This is a genomic window from Paludibaculum fermentans, assembly GCF_015277775.1.
In the GTDB taxonomy this organism is placed as follows: domain Bacteria; phylum Acidobacteriota; class Terriglobia; order Bryobacterales; family Bryobacteraceae; genus Paludibaculum; species Paludibaculum fermentans.
Window position 1 is genome coordinate 1,553,233 of sequence record NZ_CP063849.1, and the last position, 25,489, is coordinate 1,578,721.

Sequence of the window (25,489 nt, forward strand, 5' to 3'; positions counted from 1 at the left end):
CTACCGGCCGACGACGCATACATTACCGGCTGGCGTCTCCGCGTGAACGTGTCCCCCGACGAACTCGAAGCAGTCCGGAGAAGGTGAATTCATATCGCAGCGCAATAACTCGCTGCTTGCCAACCGCCTCGCGCAGGCCGGCGGCCGTCGCATTCCCGAGATCGTGCTCGAACGCGACTACTGTTTGGCCTGGTTTCTGGCCGGTCTAGCTGAGCGCGATCTCCGGCAGAGCCTTGCCTTCAAGAGCGGCGCGGCACTCAGGCGTTGCTACTATGGCGACTACCGAGTGCCGGGCGAGAACTTGAGGAAAAGAGGGTACGCACGGACATGGCGACGACAAAAGTGCACCAGGGAACGATAGAGACGAGCCGGACAAATGTGAGCGCGCTTGAGAGTGACCAAGCGCCAAATGCCCAACACCAATGAACTGCTGCCGAGATCGCCGATACGCTGACGCAAAGGCACGCCAATGCCACGCCAGCCAGGACGCCAATGAGCCACGGTTTCGGACGGATTTGCCTACGGAAGGCTCCGCGGTCGATCGAGGCTCCGATGCTGAACCAAAGCAGAATGGTGGCGGCTAGAAGAACCGGTAGTTGTTCTCTGAACGCATGAAGGCCCACGAGGCTGCTCCCCGCGCGCCCGGCAAGAACCGCCGGAGCATTGATGATTGCGAAGATGATCCACGGGGTCTCGTAAGGCCACAGCGGCGCACCCGTATCCCAGGCCATTCCCATCGCCGTTATGACCTGTTCGTTCTGCTGCTGCCAGACCAGGAGGATAGCAGCAACAATCCCGTGAAACACAGCGAGAATCCATGTCCAGCGGAAACGCTGCATACGGGATTTGACGGCGCTCACGTCTCATGAGTTCCCAACACCAGGATTAAGCGCCCAACTCCAGTATGAGGAACCTCGTCGTTTCTTCCGGCAATCCAATTGCGCGCGTTACGCTGGATGGTATGGGCAAGATCCGTTGTAAACCCAAGCGGCCGACATGAAATTACGCCCGGTCATTCCGGAGGAAATGAACAATCCCGCTCAAACAGTAGCCTGGGTCAGCGGAGGCCCGGCGGCATCCCATCGGGCGCAGTTGGCCGGTTTGAGCATGCCCGGGTCGCCGGCTTCCCCTTCGCACCAGGTCGTTGCGCCGGCCCATTGATCAACGTCGTCAAGGAGGTTTTTCCCAGAGGAAGCTCCGGTTGGTGGTGGTTGGCCTGGTGCTCATCGCGCTTCCCTGCTGCGCGCAGCGCGAACGGATCAGTTCTAGGCTCCACTCCATGGAGAACGGCGGACCGGTGCCCAGCGAGAAGGTTTTCTGGGAGACGGTGGACGAGGAGTACGTCAAGAAACTCCCTCCGGATCGTGTGAGAGAGTTTCTGCTTCCAGCCGGTCGACTGCTCCGCGATCCCCGGCCGGAAGCTCGAAAATATGCCCTGATGTGTTTTATCCCGGTTGTCTTGCGGCCCTCATTTGACAGCCAAGCCCTGCTGGAACCTTATGTTCCTGATCTCCTTAAGTTGTTGAATGATCGCGCGGACCCGCTCCGCGAGATGCCCAAGGCAATTTTGAGCTACTCGCTGCCAAAGATCTCCAGCCAGACCGTCGACTACCTGAAGGCTCACCTCGCCGATCAGGAGAATGACACGAGGGATACAGGCTGGATGGCATGGATGTTGCTTGACACTCGAAACGTCACCCTGACCCAGGACGTGATTGCGTTCGTGCGGAAGCAGGACAAGCCCGAGGTCATCGGGGAAGTCCTGAGGTGCGTGCACGTGCGCCACATCCCGAAGACCGCTGAGGTTCTCTCGTTGATCGGCTATGGCCTCGATAGTCCGGCTGAGTGGACGCGCCGAATGGCCGTGGAGGCAGCCACTGATATGCCCCTGGGGGAACGATCTCCTTTCCTGGCACAGTTGAACCGCCTGGCTACCGACCCGAAGGAGACTCCCGAAATTAGAGGGGCGGCGGTGAAGGCGCTGAAGAATTGACGTCACGACTCGCGGAGCTCCAGCCTCCTGTGGCAGAAGTCGCGGCTAACGGGACTTCTGCCATTGATTGCTTGGCCGTGTTCGGGTTCTGACATCAATCGATATCGGCGGGCTCGGTCTCCGGCCCGGCGGAGGCGTCACGAGCGTCAACAGGAGCCTCGGCGGGCCGATTCAGGTAACGGGCGTGACGTAGGTTGAGTTCACGGTGAACCGCTCGAAATCTACCAACTCCTATCCAACTGGCTTGGACAAACCCCGTTCCTCCACGAAGCCCATCTGCGATCGCTCCGGTGCAAATTCGTCCACAGCTACCTGCGTGAGGTGTAGCAGCACGGTGGACCACCCTTTGGCAGGTTGGCGCAGGCTTCCGGTAAGGGTGTCCGCCAAAAGCTATCCCTGCCGGTCAGCGACACGCCGCCCGATCCGGGTTGTGTGGAGCCATCTCGTTTGGTAGTTTTGGGTGATGCTGCGCGTTGTGCCCAACTCAGCATGACCGTCGAGGACCTTCAGCAGTTCCAATCGGGCCCGACAGAACGATCGTGATTTGGATCTGGCACCGTCGCTTCGCGGATACATATCGAAGCTGCCTGCGATTCCTGTGTTGATGATCGAAGGAATTCCGATGAAGGTCGCCCCAATACTTTCGATCTACACCTTCCTTCTTCTGCTCGTACCCAGCGCCAGGGCTCTCAATCCGGAGCGCGACATCCACCAACTCGCGCACCGATCCTGGAGCGAAAAGGATGGGTATCCGGGCAGAGCGCAGGCTTTGGCACAGACCACGGACGGATTTCTCTGGATCGGCACGGATAACGGTCTGTTTCGATTCGACGGCGTCCGTTTCGAGCGCTATGTGCCGAAATCGGGAGACAGGCTTTCAGACGGCCCGGTGCGTGGCTTGCGGGCGCTGAAGGATGGCAGTTTGTGGATCGCTTATCGGCTCGAGACCAAGATCTGTGTCCTGCGTAGCGGCGACGTCAAAGGATATGACACCTCTGATGGTGTCACGTCAAACCCTACCAACATCGTCCAGGACCTCGAAGGCACCATTTGGGCAAACACCGAGACTGGAGTTATTCGATTCAACGGTACGAGATGGGAGCGCATTGGTAAGAACTGGAACTTTCCGGAGGATGTGCCACACATCACTTCCGATGTATTGTTCGTCGATAGCCACGGAATTCTCTGGGCAGGCGTCAACAACACGGTACTGTACCTAAAACAAGGATCGAAGCGATTTGAAACGACAGGCGCCTATGCCGGTTTCTCGGCCTCCATCGGGGAGGCACGAGACGGAACAATATGGTTATCGGACATCCTAAGCTATGTACGGGCCATTAGTACATCCGTGAGTCCGAGATCCGCCGCGATTGCCAAATGCGAGGTGGAGACCCCTAAAGGGACACCACCCAGGTGTCTTAGCGAAGATCGGTTAGTAGTGAAGGTTAGGACCGCGGCCCATCTTCTTTTCGACCGTGATGGAAGTCTTTGGATGTCGACGGATACTTCCGGAGTGGTCCGCGTCCCACACCGCGCACTGCACACGCAGGGGCCACTTTCGAGGACCAGCGATGTCGTGCAGACGTTCACGTCGAGGGACGGTTTGAGTGCCGACAGCAGTACGCCCATACTCGAAGACCGGGAAGGAAACATCTGGGTAGGAACGCGGGATGGACTGGACCAGTTCCGCGACACTGCCTTGGTTCCGGTTGTCCTGCCAACATCTCTATATCGGGTCGCAGTGGCGCCGGCTGACGGCGGTTCTGTCTGGGTTGTAGGCAGTTGGGCTTATGCCGGCAAGACCCACGGCGACTACGGTGAAGTATCATTTGTCCCTTCCGGCGCCTTCAAACCCTATCGAGATCCCAGCGCTGTTAACTGGTTCTTGAGTGACGCGCTTGAACAATGGAAGAACGGCGGCTTCCGAAGGGCGGCCACGGCTCCATCTGGTCACGGCGGGGGCGGGTCAGGCTCATGGCAGGTTGCGGGTGACGGGTCAGGAACGCTGTGGGCGTTTTCCAACGGTCAGGGGTTCTTCTCTCTGGAGCACGACCATTGGAGGCCCTGGGCGACTCCGCCTGAAGTGGCGAAGCAGCGAGTCGTGAACATGTTTTCCGACAGCTCGGGCCGAATCTGGGTATCAACCTACGAGGGCGACATCATCACGATGGATAAAGGCACGGTTGTGGACTATCCCGTCAAGCCGGATACGCCCCTGCGCTATGTCAAGGCCTTCGCCGAGCATGCTCCCCAGCAGATCTGGGCGGGCGGTGCAGGTGGTCTGGTTATGATCGACCGAGGCCGCTTTCGCCCTATGAAACCGGCCGCCATGGATTCATTGGAAGACATTACCGGAATTGTCGATGCAGGGAGCAATGGTCTTTGGCTCACCACCGTAACTGGTGTCATTCACGCCTCCAAAGATGAGGTGGATCGGGCTTTGCGTGATGCCTCCTATCGCTTTCAGTGGGAGCAATTCGGCTTTTTTGATGGCCTTCCGGGACAGACAGAGAGTATCTACCCATATCCAAAGGCAATACAAGGAACAGACGGCCGGATATGGTTCACGGCAACAAAAGGCCTCGCCTGGATTGACCCGAAAGTGAGTCCAAAGAGAAATACGCTCCCGCCGACAGTCTCGATTACCTCTTTATCGGCGGATGGTTCACCCTATCCGCGCTTTGCCGATATGCGGCTCCCCGCGCTTACCTCGAACGTTCAAATTGATTACACAGCGTTGAGCTTATCCGTACCCGAGCGCGTTCGTTTTCGTTACAAACTGGATGGAGCCGATAAGGGATGGCACGACGCCGGTACGCGGCGCGAGGCTTACTACAGCAATCTGGGGCCTGGTTCGTATCAATTTCGCGTGATCGCCTGCAATAACGATGGCGTGTGGAACGAGGCGGGCGCCTCCCTCGATTTCGCCATTGCTCCCGCATATTTTCAGACTCGTTGGTTCCTGGCGTCGTGCGCGGCGGCTCTTATGGGCTTGCTGTGGGGCCTGCATCTGTTCCGGCTGCGTCAGATTGCCCGGCAATTCAGCGTGCGTCTTGGGCTGCGTGTGGATGAGCGAACCCGCCTCGCCCGCGATCTGCATGACTCCCTGTTGCAGGGTTTTCAGGGGCTGATGCTCCGGTTTCAAGCGCTCTATGAGTCGCTGCCGCCGGGGGAAGCAAAGGAAGAACTGGAACAAGCCCTCGACCGCGCGGATCAGGTGGTCGCTGAGGGTCGCAAGGCCGTTCATGATTTACGCTTATCAACTGTCCTCAGCAACGACCTGGCGCCCGCGGTGAGAGCCATGGGCGACGAACTGTCCGGTGAAAGCCCGGCGACGTTCGGGCTCTTAGTCGAAGGCCGAGTTCACGAACTCCACCCGATCGTCCGCGACGAGGTTTATCGCATTACGCGCGAGGCGCTTCGAAATGCCTTCCGCCATGCCCAGGCGCGTCATATTGAAGTGGAGATCATCTACGACGAACGCTGCTTTCGATTGCGAGTTCGTGATGACGGAGCAGGTATTCCACCCGCAATTCTCGAAGAAGGTCGTCCCGGCCACTACGGGGTGGCCGGCATGCGTGAACGCGCCGCCGGGATCGGTGCAAAACTGGATATCTGGAGCGGAGTGGGAACCGGGACGGAGATCGAGTTGGCTATCGCAGGCTCGATCGCTTATGGCAAACGGTCAAGTCCCTCCGGTTAAAGGGATTCCTGGAAAGGGCGAATGACTTTATGATCCGAATTCTGTCAGTAGACGACCATCCCGTCGTCCGCGAAGGCATCGCCGCGCTGATCGGGAGGCAAGCGGATATGGAATTGGTCGCGGAAGCTTCGAACGGACGTGAAGCGGTCGAGCAGTTCCGAATACACCGTCCAGATGTTACGTTGATGGACTTACAAATGCCGGAAATGAGCGGCATTGATGCGTTGAGTGCGATTCGCGGAGAGTTCCCGGAAGCGCGAATCGTCGTATTGACAAGCTACGCCGGTGATGTCCAGGTTTCCCGCGCTTTGAAAAGCGGCGCGCGAGGGTACCTGTTAAAGGACATGTTGAGAAAGGAACTACTCGAGACGATTCGCGCGGTTCATGCCGGCCATAAGCGAATGTCATCAGAGAGTGCGGCCGAAATTGCAGAGCATGCCACGGACGACGCCTTGACCCCACGGGAAACAGACGTGTTGCGGCTGATCTCCGCTGGGAATGCCAATAAGGAGATCGCTAAGCTATTAGGGCTTACCGAGGAAACCGTTAAGCATCACGTGAAAAACATTCTACCCAAGCTTGGTGCAAACGATCGGACTCATGCCGTGACAATAGCACTCAGGCGCGGAATCATAGCGTTATAGGCGATTATATCCCTCGAATGGGGGATGGCCCGCAGCCATTCCGGGCGTATCGGCCCACGGTGCAGGTTCCATACCATGAGGTTGGGATCTACTCTGCAACGTCTATTTTCGACCTTTCCTAACAGCTGGCCCGGGTTCGGCCTTTTGCTGCTGAGGCTTGGCGTCGGGATCGCCCTGATCTATCTTGGCATCAGGCCCTTCTTTGTCACGCCCGGAGCACCAAGCATTGTCGCTCGAGGCACTATCGAGGGAGTCGGCGGCATCTTTCTAGCCGCCGGCCTGTGGACGCCCATTGTGGGGACAGTCATCACTCTTGACGAGCTATGGATCGCATTCTCACCTAGTCCTTCAGAGCTGGACAGCCGCTTGATTCACGTCATATTGGCCGTGGTAACCGCTGGCGTGGCGATGCTCGGCCCTGGTGCATGGTCTATCGACGCTCGCCTTTTCGGTAGAAAGCGCTTCAAGATGGCGAACCGTACTCGGGGTAGGAACTCATCCCTCTAGAGAGGGACCGGGGCTGCAAAACCGAGGGACCCGATCGAGAACGATTGGGGGGTGAACCCGTCCGGGATTGCCGCCAGAATGAATGACAGAAAAACGGTGACCTGGAGATACTGGGAGTTTTCTTGATCCAGGTCATGTTCCTCGGGATGTCATGACGACAGCGGAAGGGGGAAAGGCGCCCTCTCACTGGCGGTCCATTCCATTATTGATCCAAAGAGGAGAAGACGATGGCCACTTTAGATTTGATCGGTTCCAGTCTGTTGCGCGCGCGATTTCTTGGACAGTAAATTCACCATAATCATGCGGCATGCTGGAGCGCAAGGAGGCGCTCGCGAGCCTGTCGCGGAGACTGAAAGCTGAGACGTTCGATCAGCCACTCGCGGTTGTAGCGATCGCGGAACTCGCGCAGTGCGGCCTGCAATTCTTCGAGGTCCTGGAAGTGCCGCACCCAGAGAAGCTGCTCTTTGAGAGTGCGGAAGAAACGCTCAATGCAGCCATTGCATTCGGGTTCACGGACAAAGGCAGGCGAGGAATCCATGCCGAGAAAGCGGAGCTCGTTTTGAAAGTGGTCGCTCATGTATTGCGAGCCGTGGTCGTGGCGGATCTGCAAGCCGGCGGCGGCTTTGGGGCCGAAGGCGCCGAAGTGCTCACGCACGCCCTGTCGCAATGGTTCCAGTGCCTCAAAGCGGGTGGCGCGCTTGACGGCGTGAATGCCCACGCACTCGGCGGTGCAGTGGTCGATGGCGGCGAAGACAGTGACCTGGCCATCGGCGAGGGTAACGGTAGCGGTGGCATCGGTGCCCCACATCTGGTTGGGCTGGCTGGTCACGATGGAACCGTCATGCAACTTCTCCTCCACCGGCACGAGCTGCCGTTGCGGCGCCAGCAGTTCGTTCTCTCGCGTCAGGCGCAGGACGCGTGGCTTGGAGGTGCGGACCGCTTGGGCTCGCAGTCTCGCCCAGATCTTGCGATGCCCCTCGCCATGGAAGGGCGAAGCCGCCAGGACGGCGCGGATCTGCTCCAACAACTCGGCATCTGTGTACTTCGTCTTCGGACCGCGCCGCTGCAAAGCCGCGGGTTGGCGTGCTCTCTGCTGCCTGGCATAGAACGTCGAGCGCGGCTGGCCCCACACGGTCAGAACACGAGCCCGCCCGTACTTGCGGCCAGTGGAGGGCGACTGGGCTTGGCTCATCGCTTCGACCTCCACTTCAGAGAAGGGTTGGCGTTCTCCAGTTGCTGGATGCGCTCGCGTTGCAGTTCGACGGTCATGGCGAGTTCGGCGATGACGGACTTCATGCGCCGGCCCTGCTCATCGACCAGATCGTCTTCGCGGATCTTCAGGCCAGCCTCGCCGCTGGCGAGAAACGCGTCCCGCCAATCGGACAGCGTGGCGGCGGTGACCGCGTATTTGCGGCTCAAGCTCTCCAGATCCTCGCCTCGGAGGAACTCAAGAACGACCGCCATCTTGCGCTTGGCCGACCAGCGGCCCTTGCCTCGGCGGCCGGTCCCGGGGGCCTCGGAGGTCGCCCTTCGGGCTCCCTCCGAGGCCCCCGGGACCGATTGCTTGTTGCTGGACATGCTGACTCTCCTTTCTTCAAATCAGTGTCCAAGAAAATCGCGGGGCGGGAGAGATCGGTTCCAGTCCGAGATTTCGGGCATTACTGACAGAAGTCGAGAGGGTTGCACCGGTAGACTCCGCTGTCTTAATCCAGGGTGAAACCGGCACTGGCAAAGAAGTGATCGCGAAGGCGATTCACGAGGCCAGTCCTCGCCGTAACAACCGTTTTGTTGCCCTTAACTGTGCGGCCATTCCGAGCGCGTTGTTGGAGAGCGAACTGTTCGGTTACGAGAAAGGCGCATTCACGGGAGCTTGGGCGCCAACGAGGGGAAGATTCCAAGCGGCCGATGGGGGAACGCTCTTCCTGGACGAGATTGGGGACATGCCCCTGGAGCTTCAGCCTAAACTGCTGCGCGTCCTGCAAGAGCAGGAGTTCGAGCGATTGGGCAGTGCACAGACGGTTCGGGTGAATGTCCGTGTAGTTGCGGCGACCAACCAGGACCTAGCCGAACTCGTGAGCAAAAAGCTGTTTCGGGCGGACCTATTCTACCGGCTAAATGTGATTCCAATCTGCCTTCCCCCGTTACGTGAACGCGCCCAGGACATTCTGGCGCTGACAGAATTCTTTGTAGCGAAGTTCGCGGCGCGTCTCAACAGACCCATCGATCTGATTCCCGATGAAGTGGTGGCGGCACTCAAGGCTCATGATTGGCCGGGCAATATCCGGGAGCTGCAAAACGTCATCGAACGCGCGGTACTGTTTTCGCCTGGCTCCGTGTTGCGTCTGCCTCTAGGCCTGAAGCAGACCGTGAAGCAGCCTTCGGAGAGTGCTGCACGGACGCTTGCCGACGCTGATCGAGAGCATATTCTGGAGACGTTGAAGCAAACCGATTGGATGATCGGCGGGCAGGACGGAGCGGCGAACCGGCTCGGATTGGCCCGAACGACGCTGATTTATAAGATGCGGAAGCTGGGGATCGAACCCCGCCGATCGGCGCGGGCGCGCGGCGTTGGGACGTTGACCGACCAGCAATGCTATGCTGCCGCGAACTGTTGAACTGGCGGCGCGCGTGGTCAACCGTCGTTCGCGGCAGGCGGGCACGCGGTTTCGTCGTGACGGCCTCTCTCGAGCTTCGGGTCAAGAGAATTCCGTACCATCAAGGTGCCGGACTGAAGCTGGTGCTCGGGTTCGGGACCCTCATCGCTGAGTATGAAAGGCTCACGTCAGGCGGTCACAGCTCATGGCTAACTATCGTACTGCGCGTTCTCCCGTCGCTGGAAAAACGAAAAGGCCGCCCCGGTTGGAGGCGGCCTTTTCTGTTTGCGATGGCGGCGCGCGGGAGGGTTGCGCGGCGCCTGCGTTCGGACTAGAAGCGGTAGTACATACCGAACTGGACGATACGGGCCGCATTGAGCGTCGAGGCAATGCGACCGAACGTGGTCTGGTTGATGTTGAAGCGGGTCGTGCTGCTCGTCTCGTTGCCTGCGTAGAACGACGGGTGGTTGGGCAGGTTGTAAACGTCCATGCGGAGGTCCACCGAATGCCGTTCCGCGAAGACGACGCGCTTGGCGATGGAGGCGTCGAAGTTGAAGAGCCAGGGGCCCGAGAACATGCGGCGCTGCAGGTTGCCGAGCGTGCCGGCGGCCGGGTTGTAGAAGATCTGCCCGGTGTAGGTGCCAGAACCGTCGCTGTTGACGCCGCGGCCGTCGGAGCCGATGAGCGAGGGCGACACGAAGAACGGGCCATTGCCGTTCATGAACAGACCGCCGACCGAGGAATCCAACTGGTCCTTCGTCAGGCCGGCGATGCTGGCCGTGTTGGTGCCGGTGGAACGGGCTCCACGGTTCAGGGTGCCGCGATTCGAGAAGATGGAGAACGGCGTACCTGACTGGTAAGTCATAATGCCGCTCAGCGACCATCCGCCGAAGATCTGATTCATCATGTGGCTGCCGCTGAAAGTCTTGCCTGCGCCATAGGGGAGTTCGTAGTAGAAGTTGCCCTTGATGACGTGGGTGATGTCGAACGGCGCGCGGGCGCGCTCCAGCTTGCCATTGTTCTCATCCAGGTAGGATTCGAATCGGGTCTGGCCGTCACCAGTGGTGTCGCTCATCACCTTAGAGAATGTGTAGTTCCCCTGGACCTGGAGGCCCCGGCTGATGCGGCGGCGGACATCCACCTGGGCCGCATTGTAAGTGGAATTCGACGCGTTCGCGATCGTGTTCGCACCGAGAGCGTTCGGGTTGCGGAAGAAGCTGAACGGGCCATTTAACTTATTGGTTTGATAGACCTCGGCCAAAGTTCCGGGTTCACCCTGACGGATGTAGGCGATGACGGTGGAATTGGTCAGCAGCCCCTTGCTGCCGAGTTGATCGAAGAACGGCAGCGGCTGACTACCAGCAACCGTGGCGTCGTAGCGCGGATCGAATTTACCAGTGGAAGACAGCGCCGCAAAGCCATTTGCCTGGGCGCGCTTGAAGTCGGCGAGGAAGCCATTCGGACCGATCTGCACCTGATTGTAGTCATAGGCGCGGAAGAGCTTCACGCCATGGTTGCCCAGGTACCGAGCTTCGATGACCGTGCCTTTGATTTCGTGCTGAATGCCCAAAGTGAACTGCTGAACGTAGGGCGTACGCAGGTTCGGATCGGGCATGCCGATGGCGGCCGAGGTGCTGAGGGCGTAGTTGTCCACCTGCGTGCGAGGCACTTTGTAGACCGCGACGGGAACGGAAGGCGCGGTGGCAAGAGTGGCCACGACATTGGGGTTGGTCACCGTGGAGGAGAGGCCAACATTGGTGGTGATGTTGTTGCGGACTGCAGTGATCGTATCGTCGTTGACGTAGCTGATGCTGTAGCCGCCGCGCAGGACGGTCTTCTGATGGCCAGTGAGGTCATACGCGAAGCCGATGCTGGGCGCGAAGTTATTCAGGTCCTTGTTGTAGTAAGGACGGCCCACGCTGTTGCCGGCAAAATCGAACGAGGCATTCGGGTTCAGCAGCGTGCCGCGTACGTCGTTATTGATGAGCGTGGGCAGCAGGAAGAGGGAATTCTTCTCGTTCAGGCGAGCCCAGTATTCGTAACGCAGGCCGAGGTTGAGGGTCAACCGCGGCAGCACCCGCCATTTGTCGCTGACGTAGCCGGCATAGGTGTCGTAGCTCAACTGGCGCAGGTTGGTGGCGCCATTCACGAAACCGGAGTCGCGACCGGTCACGTTGAAAGTCTGGTCGTAGCGGCTGACAATACCGCCCAGTGAAGTGTAGAGCGAGTTGGCCGTGTTCAAATCAGAGGAGCGAATGCCGGGGAGCTCGGAGGCCAGGAAGCCCGTGGTATTCCCGGTACTGATGCCCAGCGTGTACTGGGGCAGGATGCCAGCATCGTTGAAGGGCGAGGTACGGATGTATTGGGACTGGAAGCCAAAAGCGACTTCGTGCTTACCCTTCAGCCAGGTTGCATTGTCCTGGAGGGTGTAGGTATTCGTATCGCGGCCCTGTTTGAGGAACGTATTCGAGGGGTTGCTGAAGATCAGACCCGCTACGACGTACTTCGAATAGTCGTTGCTGACATTGAAGGTGCCCGGTCCGAGATTGAAGCCGCCACGGAGTTCGTTGGTCAGGGTCGGAGTGGCCATCCAACGCCATGCCGCGCTGAGCAGGTGGTTGTGGTTGTCGTTGAAGACCGGCGGAACCGTGGTGAAGAAATCACCAAGGTCGGGGCGATCCACCTTGTCACTAGTGTAGTTGTAGGTACCAGTGAAGCTGTGTTTCGCAGACAGGTAGTAGTCACCCTTGTAGATGAAGTGGTTGCGGTCTTCGTTGGAACGCGCATTGAACAGATAGCCGGACGTATTCAGGCCGTCGCCGGCGTCAACGCTGTTGGCCGTGGGCAATTGGCCTAGCATGCTCTTGATAGCGGGATCAATCTGAATACCGCGCATGCTGAGCAGATTGGCCGTCTTCGTCACGCCGCCGGTGTCTTTGTATGTAAAGATGCCGTTGCGGGCGTCGCCAAGCAGGGTGGTGCGGAGTGTGGAGGTCTGCTGGCGCAGACGGTAGGCTTCGTAGTTGGTGTAAAAGAACAGCTTGTCGCGGATGATGCGGCCGCCGATTGAGCCTCCGGGCTGATTGAGGTTCAGGAACGGGACGCCGACACCGGCGCGGTTGTTAAACCAGTCATTCGCCGACAGAGCGCTGTTGCGGTTGTACCAGTACAAAGCACCATGCCAATCGTTCGAGCCGGAACGCGTGACGAGCACCATCTGTGCGCCGCCGCCGCCAATGGTGGTGGAGGCATTCGAGGTCGCGATGGTAATTTCCGCAATTTGGTCAATCGTGGTCTTTGTGGGGATGTAGTCCAACGAGTTGGTACGGATGAAATTGTCCTGGATATTGATACCGTCCAGGGTGACGTTCGCGAACGACGTACGCATACCGTTGACAACGGTCGAGCCACGGCCCGAGCTGACTCCGGGCTGAGTGAGGAAAAGGGAGCTCACCTGGCGATCGAGAACAGGCAGGTTCTGAACCTGGCTGGAAGTGACCGTAGAGGAGATCTCGCTGTTGGCGGTCTGCACTCCCTGCACGATGGCGGCAACTTCAACGGTGACCTGCGTGGTTTTTACTTCCAGGGTGAACGGGGGAAGGTTGGTTTCCTGAATCGGATTGACCTTGACGCCAGTGGCACGCGAGGCCGCGAAACCGCTGGCGGTAACTTCCACTTCATAGGATTCTGGCCGAACCGCGACGAAGGAGAACAGGCCTGCGCTGTTGGTGGTGGTTTCCATCACAGCGTCCTTGCCGCCGGACAGGAAGACGCGGACCTGGGCGTTGGGCACCGAAGCACCTGTGGAATCAACGACGCTCCCGCTCAGCCGGCCGGCGACCTGGGCAAGCAAAGCGCCCTGTGTGAACAATGTAACAAAAACTAAAGTTGTAACGAATGTGAATAAGCGGGTAGAGCTTACATGTCTTCGTGGCACGTTTTGGGACTCCTGAAGAGACAGAAGTCAGGACTATCAGTCTTGACTTGTTACCAATCAGTTTAACACTGGTAACCCTTATTGACTACGGTTAGCGCTGCTTTTCTAAAGCATCCTTAAGCTGCGTAATTCGCTGAAAGCAAGGAGGGCGCCCACCATAGCCCGGCCGGACGTGTCAAGCGATGTGTGGCCAAAATGACTCAAAGCGCCTGTCAATTGCGATTCGCAAGTGTTGGGTGGATGGCTCCCATGCTGAGCGGCGGTTAGCTTCCCGCGAATCGGAACCAGAGCGATTCTTGATCGTTAACCCATTGTTATTAGTAGATTTACGTGACGCTTCCAGTTCGAAGGAATACAGTACGCCAGTTGGCGGAATCACGGACGGCCAGACCGGCTTCCGCCCTCATCTCTCGACAAGTCCTCAGGCCACCCCGTGCCGCGTTCGAGGCCGCAGCCGGCGCAAACCGTTGCGCAACCTACACCACACAATCCACATTCATTGCGGACGCATGTTCGACGTGCAGTGGCCGAAGTTTACATTACCCGGCGAGCGCGCTGAACAAATCAACGGCGCACCCTAATGCTCATTACATGATTTGCAGATGCCGACCTAAGGTCTTATCCCTACCTGCAGGCGGCTCGCATCCAGGTGAGATCACTGGCCGCCAACCGAAATCAGCTTGACGGACGTCGCATGCTTGTTTACTCTAGGCCTTGTGCGAACAAGTATGCCGGGCAGCCACACATGAAGAACACCGAGCGAAAAGACCTGTTTCCCGGGGCACTGGAGATGATGGTGCTCCAGACCCTGAGCGGACAGCCGCTGCACGGCTATGCCCTGGTGCAGCACATTCAGCGGAACTCGAACGACCTGCTGCAGGTGGAGGAGGGGTCCCTCTACCCCGCCCTGCAGAGAATGTTGAAGAGCGGCCTCGTCAAAGCGGACTGGGGCGTCTCGTCGACCGGCCGGCGGGTGCGCATCTATGAGATCTCAGAGGCCGGCGCAAAACACCTCGCGCAGGAGGTGCGCAGTTTTGAGCGCATGCTGGAAGGGATTCGCCTTGTCCTGTCCCCGGTGAAGCCATGAACTGGATCCAACAGCTATTCTCGCGGCGCCAATTGGACCGTGATCTGGCGGAGGAGATCCGCCAGCACATGGAAGAGAAGGTGGAGGAGCTCATGGCGGGCGGGCTGCCGCGCAAGGACGCGGAGTTGGCGGCCCGGCGGGCCTTTGGCAATCCGGCCAGCCTGGAAGAGCAGGGCCGCGACGTCTGGCGCTGGGCGGCGGTTGAGGATTTCCTGACCGACGTCCGCTTTGCGCTGCGGCAGTTGCGGAAGTCGCCTTCCTTCACCCTCGCCTGTATCCTGACGTTGGCGCTCGGCATCGGGGCCAACACGGTTGTGTTCAGCGTGGTGAACGCGGTGGTACTGCGCCCGTTGCCGTTCGCCCAACCGGAGCGGCTGGCCGTGGTGGGGGCGATTGACGCCCGCCGCCCGGAGGAGATCTCCGACTTCTCCTATCCCAATTTCTTCGACCTCCGCAAGGACAACACGGTCTTTGAACACCTGGTGAGCTTCCGTTCGACGGATGCCACGCTCACCGGCTCTTCGCGGCCTGTTCACGTACGGGCGCAGATCGTCTCCTGGGATCTCTTCCCGCTGCTGGGCATCCAGCCGGCGCTGGGCCGGGGCTTTGTGCGGCAGGAGGAGGAATCCGGTCAACGAGCCGTGGTGCTGAGTCACGAAGTGTGGCGCGACGAGTTCGGCGGCGACCCCGGCATTGTGGGCCGCAGCGTGACGGTCGACAGCCAGCCGCATACAGTGGTCGGAATCGCACCACGGGACTTTGCGTTCCCGCCTGGCGACCGGACGGTGGGCGTCTGGCTGACCCTGGGCCGGGATGCCGACTCCTCCACCATTACCCCGATCACGAAGCAACGGGGCGCCCGTCTGTTGAGCGCGCTCGCCCGGCTGAAACCCGGCGTGTCGATGCGGCAGGCGCGGGCACAACTCGATGTAGTGGCGGCATCGCTGGCGCGCGCCTATCCGGATTCCAACAAGAACATGGCCAAGACGCAGGTACTGCCGGCGGCCTCAGCCCTGGCGGGTGAGGCGAAAGGCCCGTTGTTCCTGCTGTTGGGCGCCGTGGGCCTGGTGCTGCTGATCGCCTGCGCCAATATTGCGAATCTGCTGCTGTCACGAACCGCTGAACGCTCAAGGGAATTCGCCCTGCGGGCGGCGATCGGGGCGGGCCAGGGCCGCATCGTCCGGCAACTGATTACGGAGAGCCTTACACTCTCGGTCATCGGCTGCGGTCTCGGGATCGCGGCCGCGATGTGGACCGCCCAGTTCCTGCTGCCTCTTGTGGGCGACGCCGTGCCCAGGATCCAGGAGACCAGTATCGACGGCCGCGTCCTGGGTTTCTCAGTGGCGCTGGCAATTCTCACGACCGTTCTGTTCGGCCTGGCGCCGGCGATTCGCGTGGCGAAGTCCGATTTCCAGGCCGGCCTGCGGGAGGGCGGCCGCAGTGTCACGGACAACTCCGACGGGCTCCGCGGGGCACTTTGCGTTGGACAGATCGCGTTGGGCCTCGTGCTGCTCAGCGCGGCGAGCCTGCTGATCGCGAGCTTCGTCCAACTGCTGCGCCGGGACCTGGGCCTGCAGCCGGAGCGCGTCCTGAGCTTCAGTGTCGACCTGCCCGGCAAGGCGTATCCGAAGCCCCGCCAGCTCAGCTTCCATTCCGAACTGCTGGACCGCCTGGCGAGCCTGCCTGGAGTGGAAGCGGCCGCCCTGGCCATGCCCCTGCCGCTGACCGGCAGCCAGATGCACATCGCCTTCAACATCCAGGAGCGGCCCGCACGGCCGTCCGAGCGGCCTTCGTCGGACATGGCGCTCGTCACGCCTGGCTACTTCAAAACGATAGGCGCCCCGCTGCTGCAGGGCCGCGGCTTCACGGAACGGGACGACGACAGTGCGCCGCCGGTGCTGGTGGTGAATCGCGCCTTCGCCGACCGCTTCTTTCCGGGCGAGGACGCAGTGGGCAAGTGGATCCAACCGGGCGCCTCCACCGGACCGGGCGACCCCAAGATGCGCCAGATTATCGGCATCGTCGGCAATGCCCGGCAGTCCATGCTGAAGGCCGCCGCCGATCCCATTTATTACTTCCCGTATAAACAGCTGCCCTGGTGCTGCGCGTCGGTTGTGGTGCGCAGCGCGGCGGCTCCAGGATTGCTGGAGCCGGAGATCCGCCGAACGGTGTCGGCGCTCGACAAGCAACTCCCGGTCTTCGACGTCGTCACGCTCGACACGATCCTCACGAAAGGCTTCGCACAGGCGCGCGTGCCGGTCTACCTGCTGGGCGGCTTTGCCGGCATTGCGCTGCTGCTCACGGTGGTCGGACTGTACGGCGTGCTGGCCTATTCGGTGGTGCGGCGGACGCGGGAGTTCGGGGTGCGCATCGCGCTGGGCGCAAGCCGTCACGAGGTGTTGGGACTCGTTCTCAGGCGGGCCACGCGGCTGGTGCTCACCGGAATCGTCCTGGGCCTGGCGGGCGCACTGGCGGTGGGCCGGCTCATCAGCCAGTTGCTCATCGGAGTCTCGTCCACCAGCCCGCTGCTGCTGACGGCGGCGTGCGTGGTGCTGGCCCTGACGGCTGCCTCGGCGGCCTACTTCCCTGCGCGGCGCGCGGCGTCCATCGATCCGGTGCGGGCGCTGCGGGCGGAGTAGCGCACGTTCATTCGCCCGCGGCGCGCCCGAGAAATTCTCGCATTCGCTATACAACCGTCATGCGGTTGCAATCGGCCCGGGGAACAATGGACAGCCAACCATGAACTTCAAGCCTCTGTTGCTGACACTCTGGGCGTGTCTCCCTCTCGCGGTCTGCGCCCAATCCGCCTATGACGTTGCGTTGATCGGGGATGTGCCCTACGGCGCCTCGGCCGAGCCGAAGTACGAGCGGATGATCGCCGATATCAATAAATCCGGCGTCGACCTCACCGTGCATATCGGGGATACGAAGAGCGGCTCCACGCGCTGCGACGATTCGCACTACGTCAAGACCTTGAACTGGTTCAACTCCTTCGACAAGCCGCTGATGTACTCTGTCGGCGACAACGAGTGGACCGACTGTATGCGCGCCAACAACGGCGGCTACGATCCGCTGGACCGCCTGGCGCTGGTCCGCAAGACCTACTTCTCGTCGAACATGAGCCTGGGCCGCAATCCCGTGCAGTTGATGGTGCAGAGCGACGATCCGCAGTATGCCCTGTATTCGGAGAACCGGATGCTGGTGAAGGCGCCCGTGGTGTTCGCCACCATTCACATGCCGGGCAGCAACAATAACTACGAGTACCGGACCTCGCAGGGCGCGCCGAATCCTTTCTATGACAATGACAAGGAGTACACGGCCCGCAGCGCGGCCAATCTGGCCTGGTTGCACAAGGCGTTCCAGACGGCGCGTGAGACCAAGGCCCTGGGCCTGATGCTGCTGATACAGGCCAACATCTTCGAGACGTTCATGGATACCGGCACGGGCAGTACGCACTCCGGCTTCGCCGACTTCGTAGCCGCGCTGCGCGAGGAGACCAAGGCGTTCAATGGCGAGGTGGTGATGGTGTCGGGCGACAGCCACTACATGCGCGTGGACAAGCCGTTGACCGAGAATTGGCCCGCCTGCACCTCGGCCACCGGCAACTGTGTTGCGTATGATGCCGCCCTGGATGCCCGCGGCAACCGCATCATCAACTTCACGCGGCTGGAAGTCCCCGGCTCGGCCGATGTCCACTGGGCCGTGGCGCACATCCGCCCGAACAGCCGCAACGTGTTTCAGTTCGAGTTCATGATCCTGCCGGCGACGGCCACCACCACGGGCGTCACCGCGGTCGCCACCGCGCAGGGCACGAAGATCGACGCAAACACGGTGGAAACGCAGAGCCCGCAGATTGTTGTGGATGGATCCGCTTCCACCTCCACCAACGGGGGCGTGTTGAACTATGTATGGACTTCAGCGCCGGGCTATGCGGTACCCGCGATTCTGGGCAATGGGAAGGCCGCGCCCCTGGTGCAGTTCAGCGGGAAGGGGATCTACCGGCTCGTCCTGACCGTCACTGACCGGACTGGCGCCAGTGCACAGTCGACGGTCACCATTCGCGTGGTCTAAACAGGAGGGGACGCCTGCGCGCATCGGGCGTCCCCTGCCTCAATCGCCAACGATGGTCCCTCCGGCTACAATCGACTATGCGCTCCCTGCTGGCCGCCATGTTTTCCGTTGCGACGGGCTTTGCCGCCGTCATCGCGGGCGGCTTCTGGATTCACGAAAAGACCCGGGCGATTCCGGATCAGCTATTCGGCTTCCTCGCGGCAGTGACCCTGGCAATCATCACAGGAACCGTGTACTGCCTCCTGATGCGCATTGTGCCGTGGAGACATCTGCCGGGGCGGGCTGCATTCCCGATCCTGTGGACGCGCAATCGGGAGCTTCCGCCTCCAAAGCCCTATGTCCGGCCGCTGACTCCCGCGCAGAGCGCGTACAAGACGGATCCCTTCGCACTGGCCACCTGCCTGCATCTGCAACCCATTGAACGAGCCATGCGCACGGCAGGCCTGGCGGTACAACTGGAGCAGCTCAGCGTGCACGGCCCCACTGTCTCCGCCCGCTGCCGGATCAACCAGGCGGAGCTCATCCGGTACTTCAACCTGCCTGATTGGATTTACTATCGCGAGGGGTATGAGCCGGAGCGCTCGCAGTGGGACAATCCGCGCGCCGATATCTTCTGCCGCGAGTGCATCAAGGGTGACCCCGGCCGCTGCGACATCCTGGTGCTGCACCCCGACGAATGCCGGCCGGACACGCCTTGGTTCCCGTCGGCTCCTGCGCCTGGCGGCGCGTGATTGGAAACAAAGGGGGCGCGGTGGTGTCCAACCGGAATATGGAGCCACTTTCCCGGTCACTCGTCATTGAAGCGGTGGTGCGAGCCATGGATCGGGCGGCCACCGTCGTTCAGGCAAGGTTTCGAAGGAGAGTAGACAGCCTGGCCACCATCGCGGTGATCGCGCCGCTTCTGGGTATTTTCATCACTCTGCCGGGCATCATTGGCTCGTTCGGCAGCTACGGCGGAGAAAAGTCGGGAATCCTCGCCGGGATCGCTATCCATCTGTCCTACGCGATCGCGCGCTCAGCCGCTGGCCTGATGGTGGGCCTGATCAGCTACTGGATCTACCGGTATCTCTGCCAGGAGCTCGACGAACTCGCCCTCGAAATGAAATCCGCAACCCTCGAACTCGCCAACGCGCTCTGCCTGCTTCCGCTCCGAAAATAATCGCGCAACATTCCACCCATCTCCTGATCCCGTTTCCGCCTCGAACACGCGTCCTATCCAGAGGCTGAAACCAAACAAGATGCTGGATTCGCGACGCTGCGGCTTGCCCTGCCCGATCTCTGCCCTGATCTTCCTGACTCTGGCTACCTGCTGGCCCGCCGGCGCGCAGTCGTGGACCCGCTTCCGCAATGTGACCGGGTGGGCGGGCACCTACTCCGTGCACGCCAGCGCCAAGGGGAGTGGCAGCTATCTGGGCCTCACTTTCACCTGGGACATCGTGCATTCCGGCGAAGGCACGGTCCGGCTCACGCGCTGGGATCCTGAACTGCAGGGTTGGGTCGGCACCATCGAAGGTAAGGCCGCGGTGGATGAAACCTACACGGAGTTCAACCCCGGCACCGGCTGCACCGCCGTCACCACGAATAAGGGCGGCGGCTCCATCACGACCGACTTCGAAGGCAAACCGCGCCAGTTCTACTTCTACCTGAACGACAACGGCACCTATAACATCTTTCCCGCCGATAGCAGCATCGACGGCATCGGTAAGGTCACCATCTGCGGCAATCCTTTCCTGACGCTGCCCTCTTACTACACGTGGGGGCCGGCGGGCCGCATGTTCCAGGAGAAGTTGCCGGCCACCGGGCTCGCCCTGCAGGGGACGAAGACGGTGAAGGGGATCTTCCCGGGACCCGCCCTGGGCACGGGTGTGCCGGCCTTCGACTACGAGGTGACCTGGAACCTTCAGCCGTTGGGGGCGGAAGACGTCGAGCTCACCTTCGAGCCTCAGAACTATCACGACTGGGTCCCCGAGGGCACACGCTCAGAGCGGCAGTGGGGCAACAGCATCCAGATCCGGGCCGAGCTCCAAAAGAAAGGGGGCGGAACTCCCAAGGCGAGGGTCACGAAGTTCCTGTTCAACCTGGAATCCTCCACCGTGCCGGGTGTCGCGATGAACTTTCCGGTGAAGGACGCCTCGCGCCGGCCCGATCTTGCCTTCGGCCAGGATCTCAACCCGGATCTCAGCGTCTCGAACCAAGGTTTGCACGCGGAAGGACCGGGCGACGGCTTGATCGGCATGGCCACTGCCGGCGCCTATGACTGGGGTGCCTGGGGCCAGATCCGTGTCAGCGCGGTGCTCGACGATGGCCGCACGGTCACAGGCACCTATAAAGGCGAATCCGCGGCCCGCCTGCCGCGCCGTTCCTCCGACTCCAAGATCGCCGACGCCTGGAAGGAGCAAACGGGCTTCAGCGGCGCAGATGATGTGGACGAAGACGACCGGCCCACCGGCGATGGGCACGCGGGCGACGGCCTCACGTTGTATGAGGAGTATCGCGGCTTCTACGAGAACGGCAAACACCTGCGCACACGGCCCGACCAGAAGGACCTGTTCATCCTCGACCAGATCGGCGCGCGAGCCAAGCCGGCGATTGCGCTCTTCGCGCAACTAACCGGGCTCACAGTGCACCACCGGCTGAAGGACGACGAACTGCTGGTCTATCCCGAGTCGCACGTCATCAACAAGAACCACGAATCCGCGCCGCATGTTGTGGACCAGCACGGTGTCGTGCTGCTGGAAACCGGAGAGACGCCGCACCCTCAAGCATGGTCGAAGTCGTATACCGACATTGGCACGCCAAAGACCGTGGACCTTGTCGTGATCCCGCCAAAGCTGCCGGACACCCGCGGCAAAGGCCCCATCGACTATCTGCACAAAGCCATCGCGCATGAACTGATGCATTCAGTGAATGTGTGGCATCACGGCGAGAGCGACTACAAGCAGAGCTGGCGGTTGAAGCTGGCGCCGGGGGCGGAAGTCCCTTCCCTCTACGAGCGGTACTCCGGCGCCTTCCTGCACGTCATCAATGAATCCGGCGAGGATGCCGGCGGCCCCATCGCTGCGGAGCTCCATCGCCTCTTCAGCGATCCGACGGTCTGGCCGCAGAAGGATCTGGACAACTACTACGAAGACCTGAAGTCCGAAACAGGTTTCTCCTTCCTCGCCTTCCCGCTGGTCGGCGAGAAAGGCGGCCAGCATAGCGGAAACGACGACTGCCTGATGCGCTATGAAAACGCGATGCTGTCGGAATCCGTCTCCCAGCCGGACACGTTCTATGTGATCCCGGAGCAGCGCCGCGGCCGGCAGCTCTGCGACAGTCCGGTGGGCACGGGCAACAACGACGCTACTCGTCAGCCGCAGTCGCGCCACGGCGATGCGTCGCCGAATCGCGGAGGCTGCCGCAACATGATCTGCGTGAACGATGCCCACGATCATCCGGCCCGCTGACAGGAGATCCCCATGAAGACTCGAATCGCTTTGCTGACGACGGTGATGGCCGCTATCTGCGGCGCGCAGTCCGCGACGCCCGAGCTCTCGCTGAGCGCCAACGGCCGCGCCAGGACCCAGCTACGGAGTGGACAGCCGCTGATCCTGGAGTTGTCTGTGATGCACCCCCAAATGGTGGAGCCACTGGAGGGAGAAGAGCGGCAACCGGTGGTCCTGCCGGCCCTGGACGAATCCTGGGCGAAGGCAGTGCGGGTCGCGCTGTACAACTCCACTGGGGAAGCCGTGGACGTAGCATTCACACTGCACACGCCCCCGGAGCAGCGTCTGGTGCTGAATCCGGCCGAGCAGGCCGAAGCTGCCTGGAGCCTTTCGCCCGAGCAGACGGCCGCGCTGCCTGAAGGCGCGTATGTCGTGCGCGCCACGCTCGACACCAGCACCATCGCGCTGGGTGACGAGTGGAACGGCACGCTGGAGGCGGGCGAGGTCCCTGTCGATCTCAGGGCCATGCCGGCGGAACCTACCAGCAGCGAGCGAGCGGAGCATCTGCGGCTGCTGGCGGAGTATGCCGCGTTGCGCAACGCCCTCGACGAAGCGATTGCTCATACAGAGGATTGGATCCGGTTGCAGCCTGAGAACGCGCAGGCCCACGGCATGAAGGCCGAACTGCTGGAACGAGCCGGGCGGACCGGCGAGGCGTTCCAGTTCTATGGGCAAGCCATCGCCATCAGCGAGGCGCAACAGCAGGCGGCGGAGATGCACGCCCGGGAGCAGCATGGAGTCCTGAACCAGCGCATCGCCGATTTGATGCGCCGTCTCGTTGCCCCGCGTTGACCGCAGATTGAGACAGCCCTGGCACTTCAGGTGATAGGATCGGGGTTGATTCTCGCCTGAAATCCAATGCACCTGAAGACCTGTTCTCTGCTGGCCGCCCTCTGCCTGGTTCCCGCCATCCACGCCCAGGGAGTGATCGACATCTCCGCGTTTGGGGCGAAGCCCGGCAGCGGCGCGGATGCCACGCCGGCCGTTCGCGCCGCACTCGACGCCTGCCGCAAGACTAAGGCCGCCAAGCTCGTCTTCAGCGAGGGCCAGTATGACTTCTGGCCCACACACGCCTCTGAGAAGTACCTCTTTGTCAGCAACAACGACGAGGGCCTGAAGCGCATCGTGTTCGATCTCAGCGGATTCAATGGCCTAGAGATCGACGGCCGCGGAGCACGCTTCGTCTTTCACCGCGGCGTGAATCCGTTCCTACTCGATCACTCGCGCAACATCACCATTCGGAACCTCTCCATCGACTGGAAGCGCACGTTTCACAGCGAAGCGAAGATCGTGGCCGTCGGGAAGGACACGGCTGACCTCTCCATTACCGACGCGTTCCCCTTCAAACTCGAGAACGGACTGCTGGTCTTCACAGGCGAGGACAAAGAAGTCGTGCCGTTCCAGAATGTTCTCGAGTTCGATCCTGTCAAGCGGGAGACCGCCTACATGGCTCGCGACTACTGGACCGGACAGAACCTGCCGGCGACGGCCCTTGGGCCAGGGCAGGTGCGCGTGCGCATCTCCAAGTTTGAAGGCACGCCGGGCAACACGCTCGTCTTCGGTGCCGCCTACCGGAACTTCCCGGCCTTCACGGTCACCGACAGCGAGAACTTCAAGCTGCTGTCGGTGAGTATCTATCACTGCGGAGCCATGGGCGTGATCGCGCAGCGCAGCCGGGATATCGATCTCGACCACGTACGCGTGACGCCTGCCCCGGGCAGCGGCCGCGTGGTCAGCATTACGGCCGACGCAACGCATTTCGTGAACTGCTCCGGGCGCATCGTGATGACCAACTGCCTGTTCGAGAACCAGAAGGACGACGCCACCAACATCCACGGCATCTATGCGCAGATCACGGCTAAGTTGCCCGATGGGGAACTGGAAGCAAAACTGGTCCACCCGCAGCAGCGCGGCTTCGATTTCCTGGTTGCGGGCATGAAGGTGGAACTGGTCCACGGGCCGAGCATGATCACTTATTCCGAAGCTGTGGTCCAAACGGTCGACCGGCGCAACAGCGAGTACACGCGCTTCCGTCTGACCACGCCACTGCCTGCTGAGCTGAAGGTAGGCGATGCCGTGGCGGCCGCCGGTCCGTACCCGGATGTCGTCATCCGGAACTGCACGATTCGAGGGAATCGGGCTCGGGGGCTGCTGCTGGGCTCACGCGGCAAGATCCTGATCGAAGACAACACGTTCCACACGGCCGGCGCGGCCATCCTGCTGGAGGGCGACGCGCGGTACTGGTTTGAACAGGCCGGCGTGCGCGACCTGGTGATTCGCCGCAACCGCTTCGAGGACTGCAACTACGGAGTCTGGGGCAAGGCGGTGATCGAAGTGGCGGCGGGGATCGACCCCAAGGAACGAGCCCATAACGGCTACAACCGGAACATCGTCGTGGAAGAGAACCTCTTCCGCCAGTTCGATACGAACCCAATCGTCTCGGCGTACTCCGTGGATGGGCTCAAGGTGCGAAAGAACCGGCTCGAGAAATCGACGGCCTACCCGGCGCGCAATCCCGGCTCGAAGCCGTTCGAGATTACCGACTCCGTCCACGTTGAGATTGAGGATCAGTAAAGCGAAGGTTCGCCCGGCGGACGGGTCTTCCAGCGGCGGTGGATCCACAGCCACTGTTCGGGGTGCTGGCGAATGGCGGCTTCCAGCGCGGCGTGGACCCGCTGCGTGTCGTCCTGTACATCGCCGTGCATCTCGACGATCGGATCGAAGTGCAGCACGTGCTGCTGCTCGGCCTCCGACCACAGCGCGTAGCCCGGGATGACGGCCGCCCCGGTTCTGGCGGCAAGGCGTGCAAAACCAGCATCGACACAGGCTTTGTGGCCGAAGAAGTCGATGAAGAGGCCGCGGTCGGGCGTCACGTTTTGGTCGATGAGAATCCCTACGGCTTCGTTGTGTTTTAAAGTCTCGATCAGGGGACGCAGGAAGTCCTTGCCGCGGCCCAGCAGCCGGTTGCCCGATAGAGTGCGGTAGTGAGTTGCGAGATCGTCGAGCAACGGGTTGTCCAAGGGCCGGACGACGAAGCTCATCGGCTCCGCCATCAGGGCATGGGCGAAAGCCGAGAACTCCCAGTTGCCCAGGTGCGCGGTGGCGAAGAGGATGCCCTTCCCGCGCCGCTTGGCTTCCTCGAAGTGCTCGAACCCTTCATACCGGATGTACTGGTGTACGTTCGACCGGTCGATCCTGGGAAACTGCGCCACGGTCGCGATGACTCGGGCCAGCGACCACCAGCAGCCGTCGATGATCCGGGCCCGGTCGGCTTCGGTCGTTCCCGGCAAGGCGAACTCCAGGTTGCGGCGGGCGGTCCGGCTCAACCTCGGAGCGGCGCGGTCGAAGATCGCGAAGGCAAATCTGGACAGGCGCGTAGGGTTGGGGAACGTCCGGAAGGCGGCCAACAGGCAACGAACCAGCGCGTATTCCAGCCGATTGCGGAGTGGAGAGTGACGCGCCAAATGG

The 25,489-nt window shown here is 61.2% G+C and carries 17 protein-coding genes; 12 read left to right on the top strand and 5 right to left on the bottom strand.

Features of this window, described 5'->3' with window-relative positions; translation table 11 throughout:
* Nucleotides 1–257: 257 nt before the first annotated feature.
* Nucleotides 258–860, bottom strand: a complete 603-nt coding sequence (locus IRI77_RS06140; RefSeq protein ID WP_194451192.1) for a hypothetical protein — start codon at nt 858–860, stop codon at nt 258–260.
* A 692-nt stretch (nt 861–1,552) separates the two neighbouring features.
* Here IRI77_RS06140 and IRI77_RS06145 point away from each other — a divergent pair.
* The 3 genes from IRI77_RS06145 to IRI77_RS06155 all read left to right on the top strand — a co-directional run bounded on the left by IRI77_RS06145 (nt 1,553) and on the right by IRI77_RS06155 (nt 6,340).
* Nucleotides 1,553–1,993 carry a hypothetical protein gene (locus IRI77_RS06145; protein ID WP_194451193.1) on the top strand — a complete coding sequence of 147 codons (441 nt, stop codon included), beginning with the start codon at nt 1,553–1,555 and terminating at the stop codon, nt 1,991–1,993.
* Nucleotides 1,994–2,597: 604 nt separating this feature from the next.
* Entirely contained in the window at nt 2,598–5,696 is a 3,099-nt protein-coding gene (locus tag IRI77_RS06150) for a sensor histidine kinase (RefSeq protein WP_194451194.1), read from the top strand.
* 29 nt (nt 5,697–5,725) lie between these two features.
* Complete coding sequence (locus IRI77_RS06155) at nt 5,726–6,340, top strand: response regulator (RefSeq protein WP_194451195.1); 615 nt, start codon at nt 5,726–5,728, stop codon at nt 6,338–6,340.
* Nucleotides 6,341–7,145: 805 nt separating this feature from the next.
* On the opposite strand, the gene IRI77_RS06160 is transcribed toward IRI77_RS06155, so the two are convergent.
* Both IRI77_RS06160 and IRI77_RS38565 read right to left on the bottom strand, forming a co-directional pair.
* The gene (locus IRI77_RS06160) at nt 7,146–8,039 is read right to left on the bottom strand and encodes a DDE-type integrase/transposase/recombinase (protein ID WP_194451196.1); all 894 of its coding nucleotides are present in this window, start codon (nt 8,037–8,039) and stop codon (nt 7,146–7,148) included.
* Nucleotides 8,036–8,425 carry a helix-turn-helix domain-containing protein gene (locus IRI77_RS38565; RefSeq protein WP_194451197.1) on the bottom strand — a complete coding sequence of 130 codons (390 nt, stop codon included), beginning with the start codon at nt 8,423–8,425 and terminating at the stop codon, nt 8,036–8,038. Before IRI77_RS38565 ends, IRI77_RS06160 begins: the two co-directional genes overlap by 4 nt.
* Before the next feature lie 20 nt (nt 8,426–8,445).
* Here IRI77_RS38565 and IRI77_RS06170 point away from each other — a divergent pair, with 20 nt between their 5' ends.
* Complete coding sequence (locus IRI77_RS06170; protein ID WP_194453586.1) at nt 8,446–9,462, top strand: sigma-54 interaction domain-containing protein; 1,017 nt, start codon at nt 8,446–8,448, stop codon at nt 9,460–9,462.
* 310 nt (nt 9,463–9,772) lie between these two features.
* Here the strand turns inward: IRI77_RS06170 and IRI77_RS06175 are convergent, their stop codons facing one another.
* Complete coding sequence (locus IRI77_RS06175) at nt 9,773–13,378, bottom strand: TonB-dependent receptor (protein WP_228486621.1); 3,606 nt, start codon at nt 13,376–13,378, stop codon at nt 9,773–9,775.
* Nucleotides 13,379–14,123: 745 nt separating this feature from the next.
* Here IRI77_RS06175 and IRI77_RS06180 point away from each other — a divergent pair.
* From IRI77_RS06180 to IRI77_RS06215, 8 genes are all read left to right on the top strand, one after another.
* A complete protein-coding gene (locus IRI77_RS06180) occupies nt 14,124–14,465 on the top strand; it encodes a PadR family transcriptional regulator (RefSeq protein ID WP_194451199.1) in 342 nt (113 codons plus the stop codon).
* Nucleotides 14,462–17,104, top strand: a complete 2,643-nt coding sequence (locus IRI77_RS06185; protein ID WP_194451200.1) for an ABC transporter permease — start codon at nt 14,462–14,464, stop codon at nt 17,102–17,104. Before IRI77_RS06180 ends, IRI77_RS06185 begins: the two co-directional genes overlap by 4 nt.
* A 100-nt stretch (nt 17,105–17,204) precedes the next feature.
* Nucleotides 17,205–18,536, top strand: coding sequence for a PKD domain-containing protein (locus IRI77_RS06190; RefSeq protein ID WP_194451201.1), 1,332 nt, complete (start codon nt 17,205–17,207; stop codon nt 18,534–18,536).
* Nucleotides 18,537–18,613: 77 nt separating this feature from the next.
* Entirely contained in the window at nt 18,614–19,267 is a 654-nt protein-coding gene (locus IRI77_RS06195; RefSeq protein ID WP_194451202.1) for a hypothetical protein, read from the top strand.
* Between the two features lie 20 nt (nt 19,268–19,287).
* Nucleotides 19,288–19,695 (top strand): MotA/TolQ/ExbB proton channel family protein, encoded by a 408-nt coding sequence (locus tag IRI77_RS06200; RefSeq protein ID WP_194451203.1) that lies wholly within the window; start codon nt 19,288–19,290, stop codon nt 19,693–19,695.
* A gap of 79 nt (nt 19,696–19,774) precedes the next feature.
* A complete protein-coding gene (locus IRI77_RS06205) occupies nt 19,775–21,982 on the top strand; it encodes a hypothetical protein (RefSeq protein ID WP_194451204.1) in 2,208 nt (735 codons plus the stop codon).
* A gap of 12 nt (nt 21,983–21,994) precedes the next feature.
* Nucleotides 21,995–22,813, top strand: coding sequence for a bacterial transcriptional activator domain-containing protein (locus IRI77_RS06210; protein WP_194451205.1), 819 nt, complete (start codon nt 21,995–21,997; stop codon nt 22,811–22,813).
* Nucleotides 22,814–22,879: 66 nt separating this feature from the next.
* On the top strand, nt 22,880–24,595 hold the full coding sequence (locus IRI77_RS06215) for an alpha-1,3-galactosidase-related protein (RefSeq protein ID WP_194451206.1): 1,716 nt from the start codon (nt 22,880–22,882) through the stop codon (nt 24,593–24,595).
* Here the strand turns inward: IRI77_RS06215 and IRI77_RS06220 are convergent.
* Entirely contained in the window at nt 24,589–25,485 is an 897-nt protein-coding gene (locus tag IRI77_RS06220; protein ID WP_194451207.1) for a lysophospholipid acyltransferase family protein, read from the bottom strand. The genes IRI77_RS06215 and IRI77_RS06220 overlap by 7 nt on opposite strands.
* Between the last annotated feature and the right edge of the window lie 4 nt (nt 25,486–25,489).

What these genes read in the sequence shown, in the direction of transcription:
- IRI77_RS06145 (WP_194451193.1), top strand. Translation starts at nt 1,553, where the DNA reads ATGCCCAAGGCAATTTTGAGCTACTCGCTGCCAAAGATCTCCAGCCAG.
- IRI77_RS06150 (WP_194451194.1), top strand. Translation starts at nt 2,598, where the DNA reads ATGATCGAAGGAATTCCGATGAAGGTCGCCCCAATACTTTCGATCTAC.
- IRI77_RS06155 (WP_194451195.1), top strand. Translation starts at nt 5,726, where the DNA reads ATGATCCGAATTCTGTCAGTAGACGACCATCCCGTCGTCCGCGAAGGC.
- IRI77_RS06160 (WP_194451196.1), bottom strand. Translation starts at nt 8,039, where the DNA reads ATGAGCCAAGCCCAGTCGCCCTCCACTGGCCGCAAGTACGGGCGGGCT.
- IRI77_RS38565 (WP_194451197.1), bottom strand. Translation starts at nt 8,425, where the DNA reads ATGTCCAGCAACAAGCAATCGGTCCCGGGGGCCTCGGAGGGAGCCCGA.
- IRI77_RS06180 (WP_194451199.1), top strand. Translation starts at nt 14,124, where the DNA reads ATGAAGAACACCGAGCGAAAAGACCTGTTTCCCGGGGCACTGGAGATG.
- IRI77_RS06185 (WP_194451200.1), top strand. Translation starts at nt 14,462, where the DNA reads ATGAACTGGATCCAACAGCTATTCTCGCGGCGCCAATTGGACCGTGAT.
- IRI77_RS06190 (WP_194451201.1), top strand. Translation starts at nt 17,205, where the DNA reads ATGAACTTCAAGCCTCTGTTGCTGACACTCTGGGCGTGTCTCCCTCTC.
- IRI77_RS06195 (WP_194451202.1), top strand. Translation starts at nt 18,614, where the DNA reads ATGCGCTCCCTGCTGGCCGCCATGTTTTCCGTTGCGACGGGCTTTGCC.
- IRI77_RS06205 (WP_194451204.1), top strand. Translation starts at nt 19,775, where the DNA reads ATGCTGGATTCGCGACGCTGCGGCTTGCCCTGCCCGATCTCTGCCCTG.
- IRI77_RS06210 (WP_194451205.1), top strand. Translation starts at nt 21,995, where the DNA reads ATGAAGACTCGAATCGCTTTGCTGACGACGGTGATGGCCGCTATCTGC.
- IRI77_RS06215 (WP_194451206.1), top strand. Translation starts at nt 22,880, where the DNA reads ATGCACCTGAAGACCTGTTCTCTGCTGGCCGCCCTCTGCCTGGTTCCC.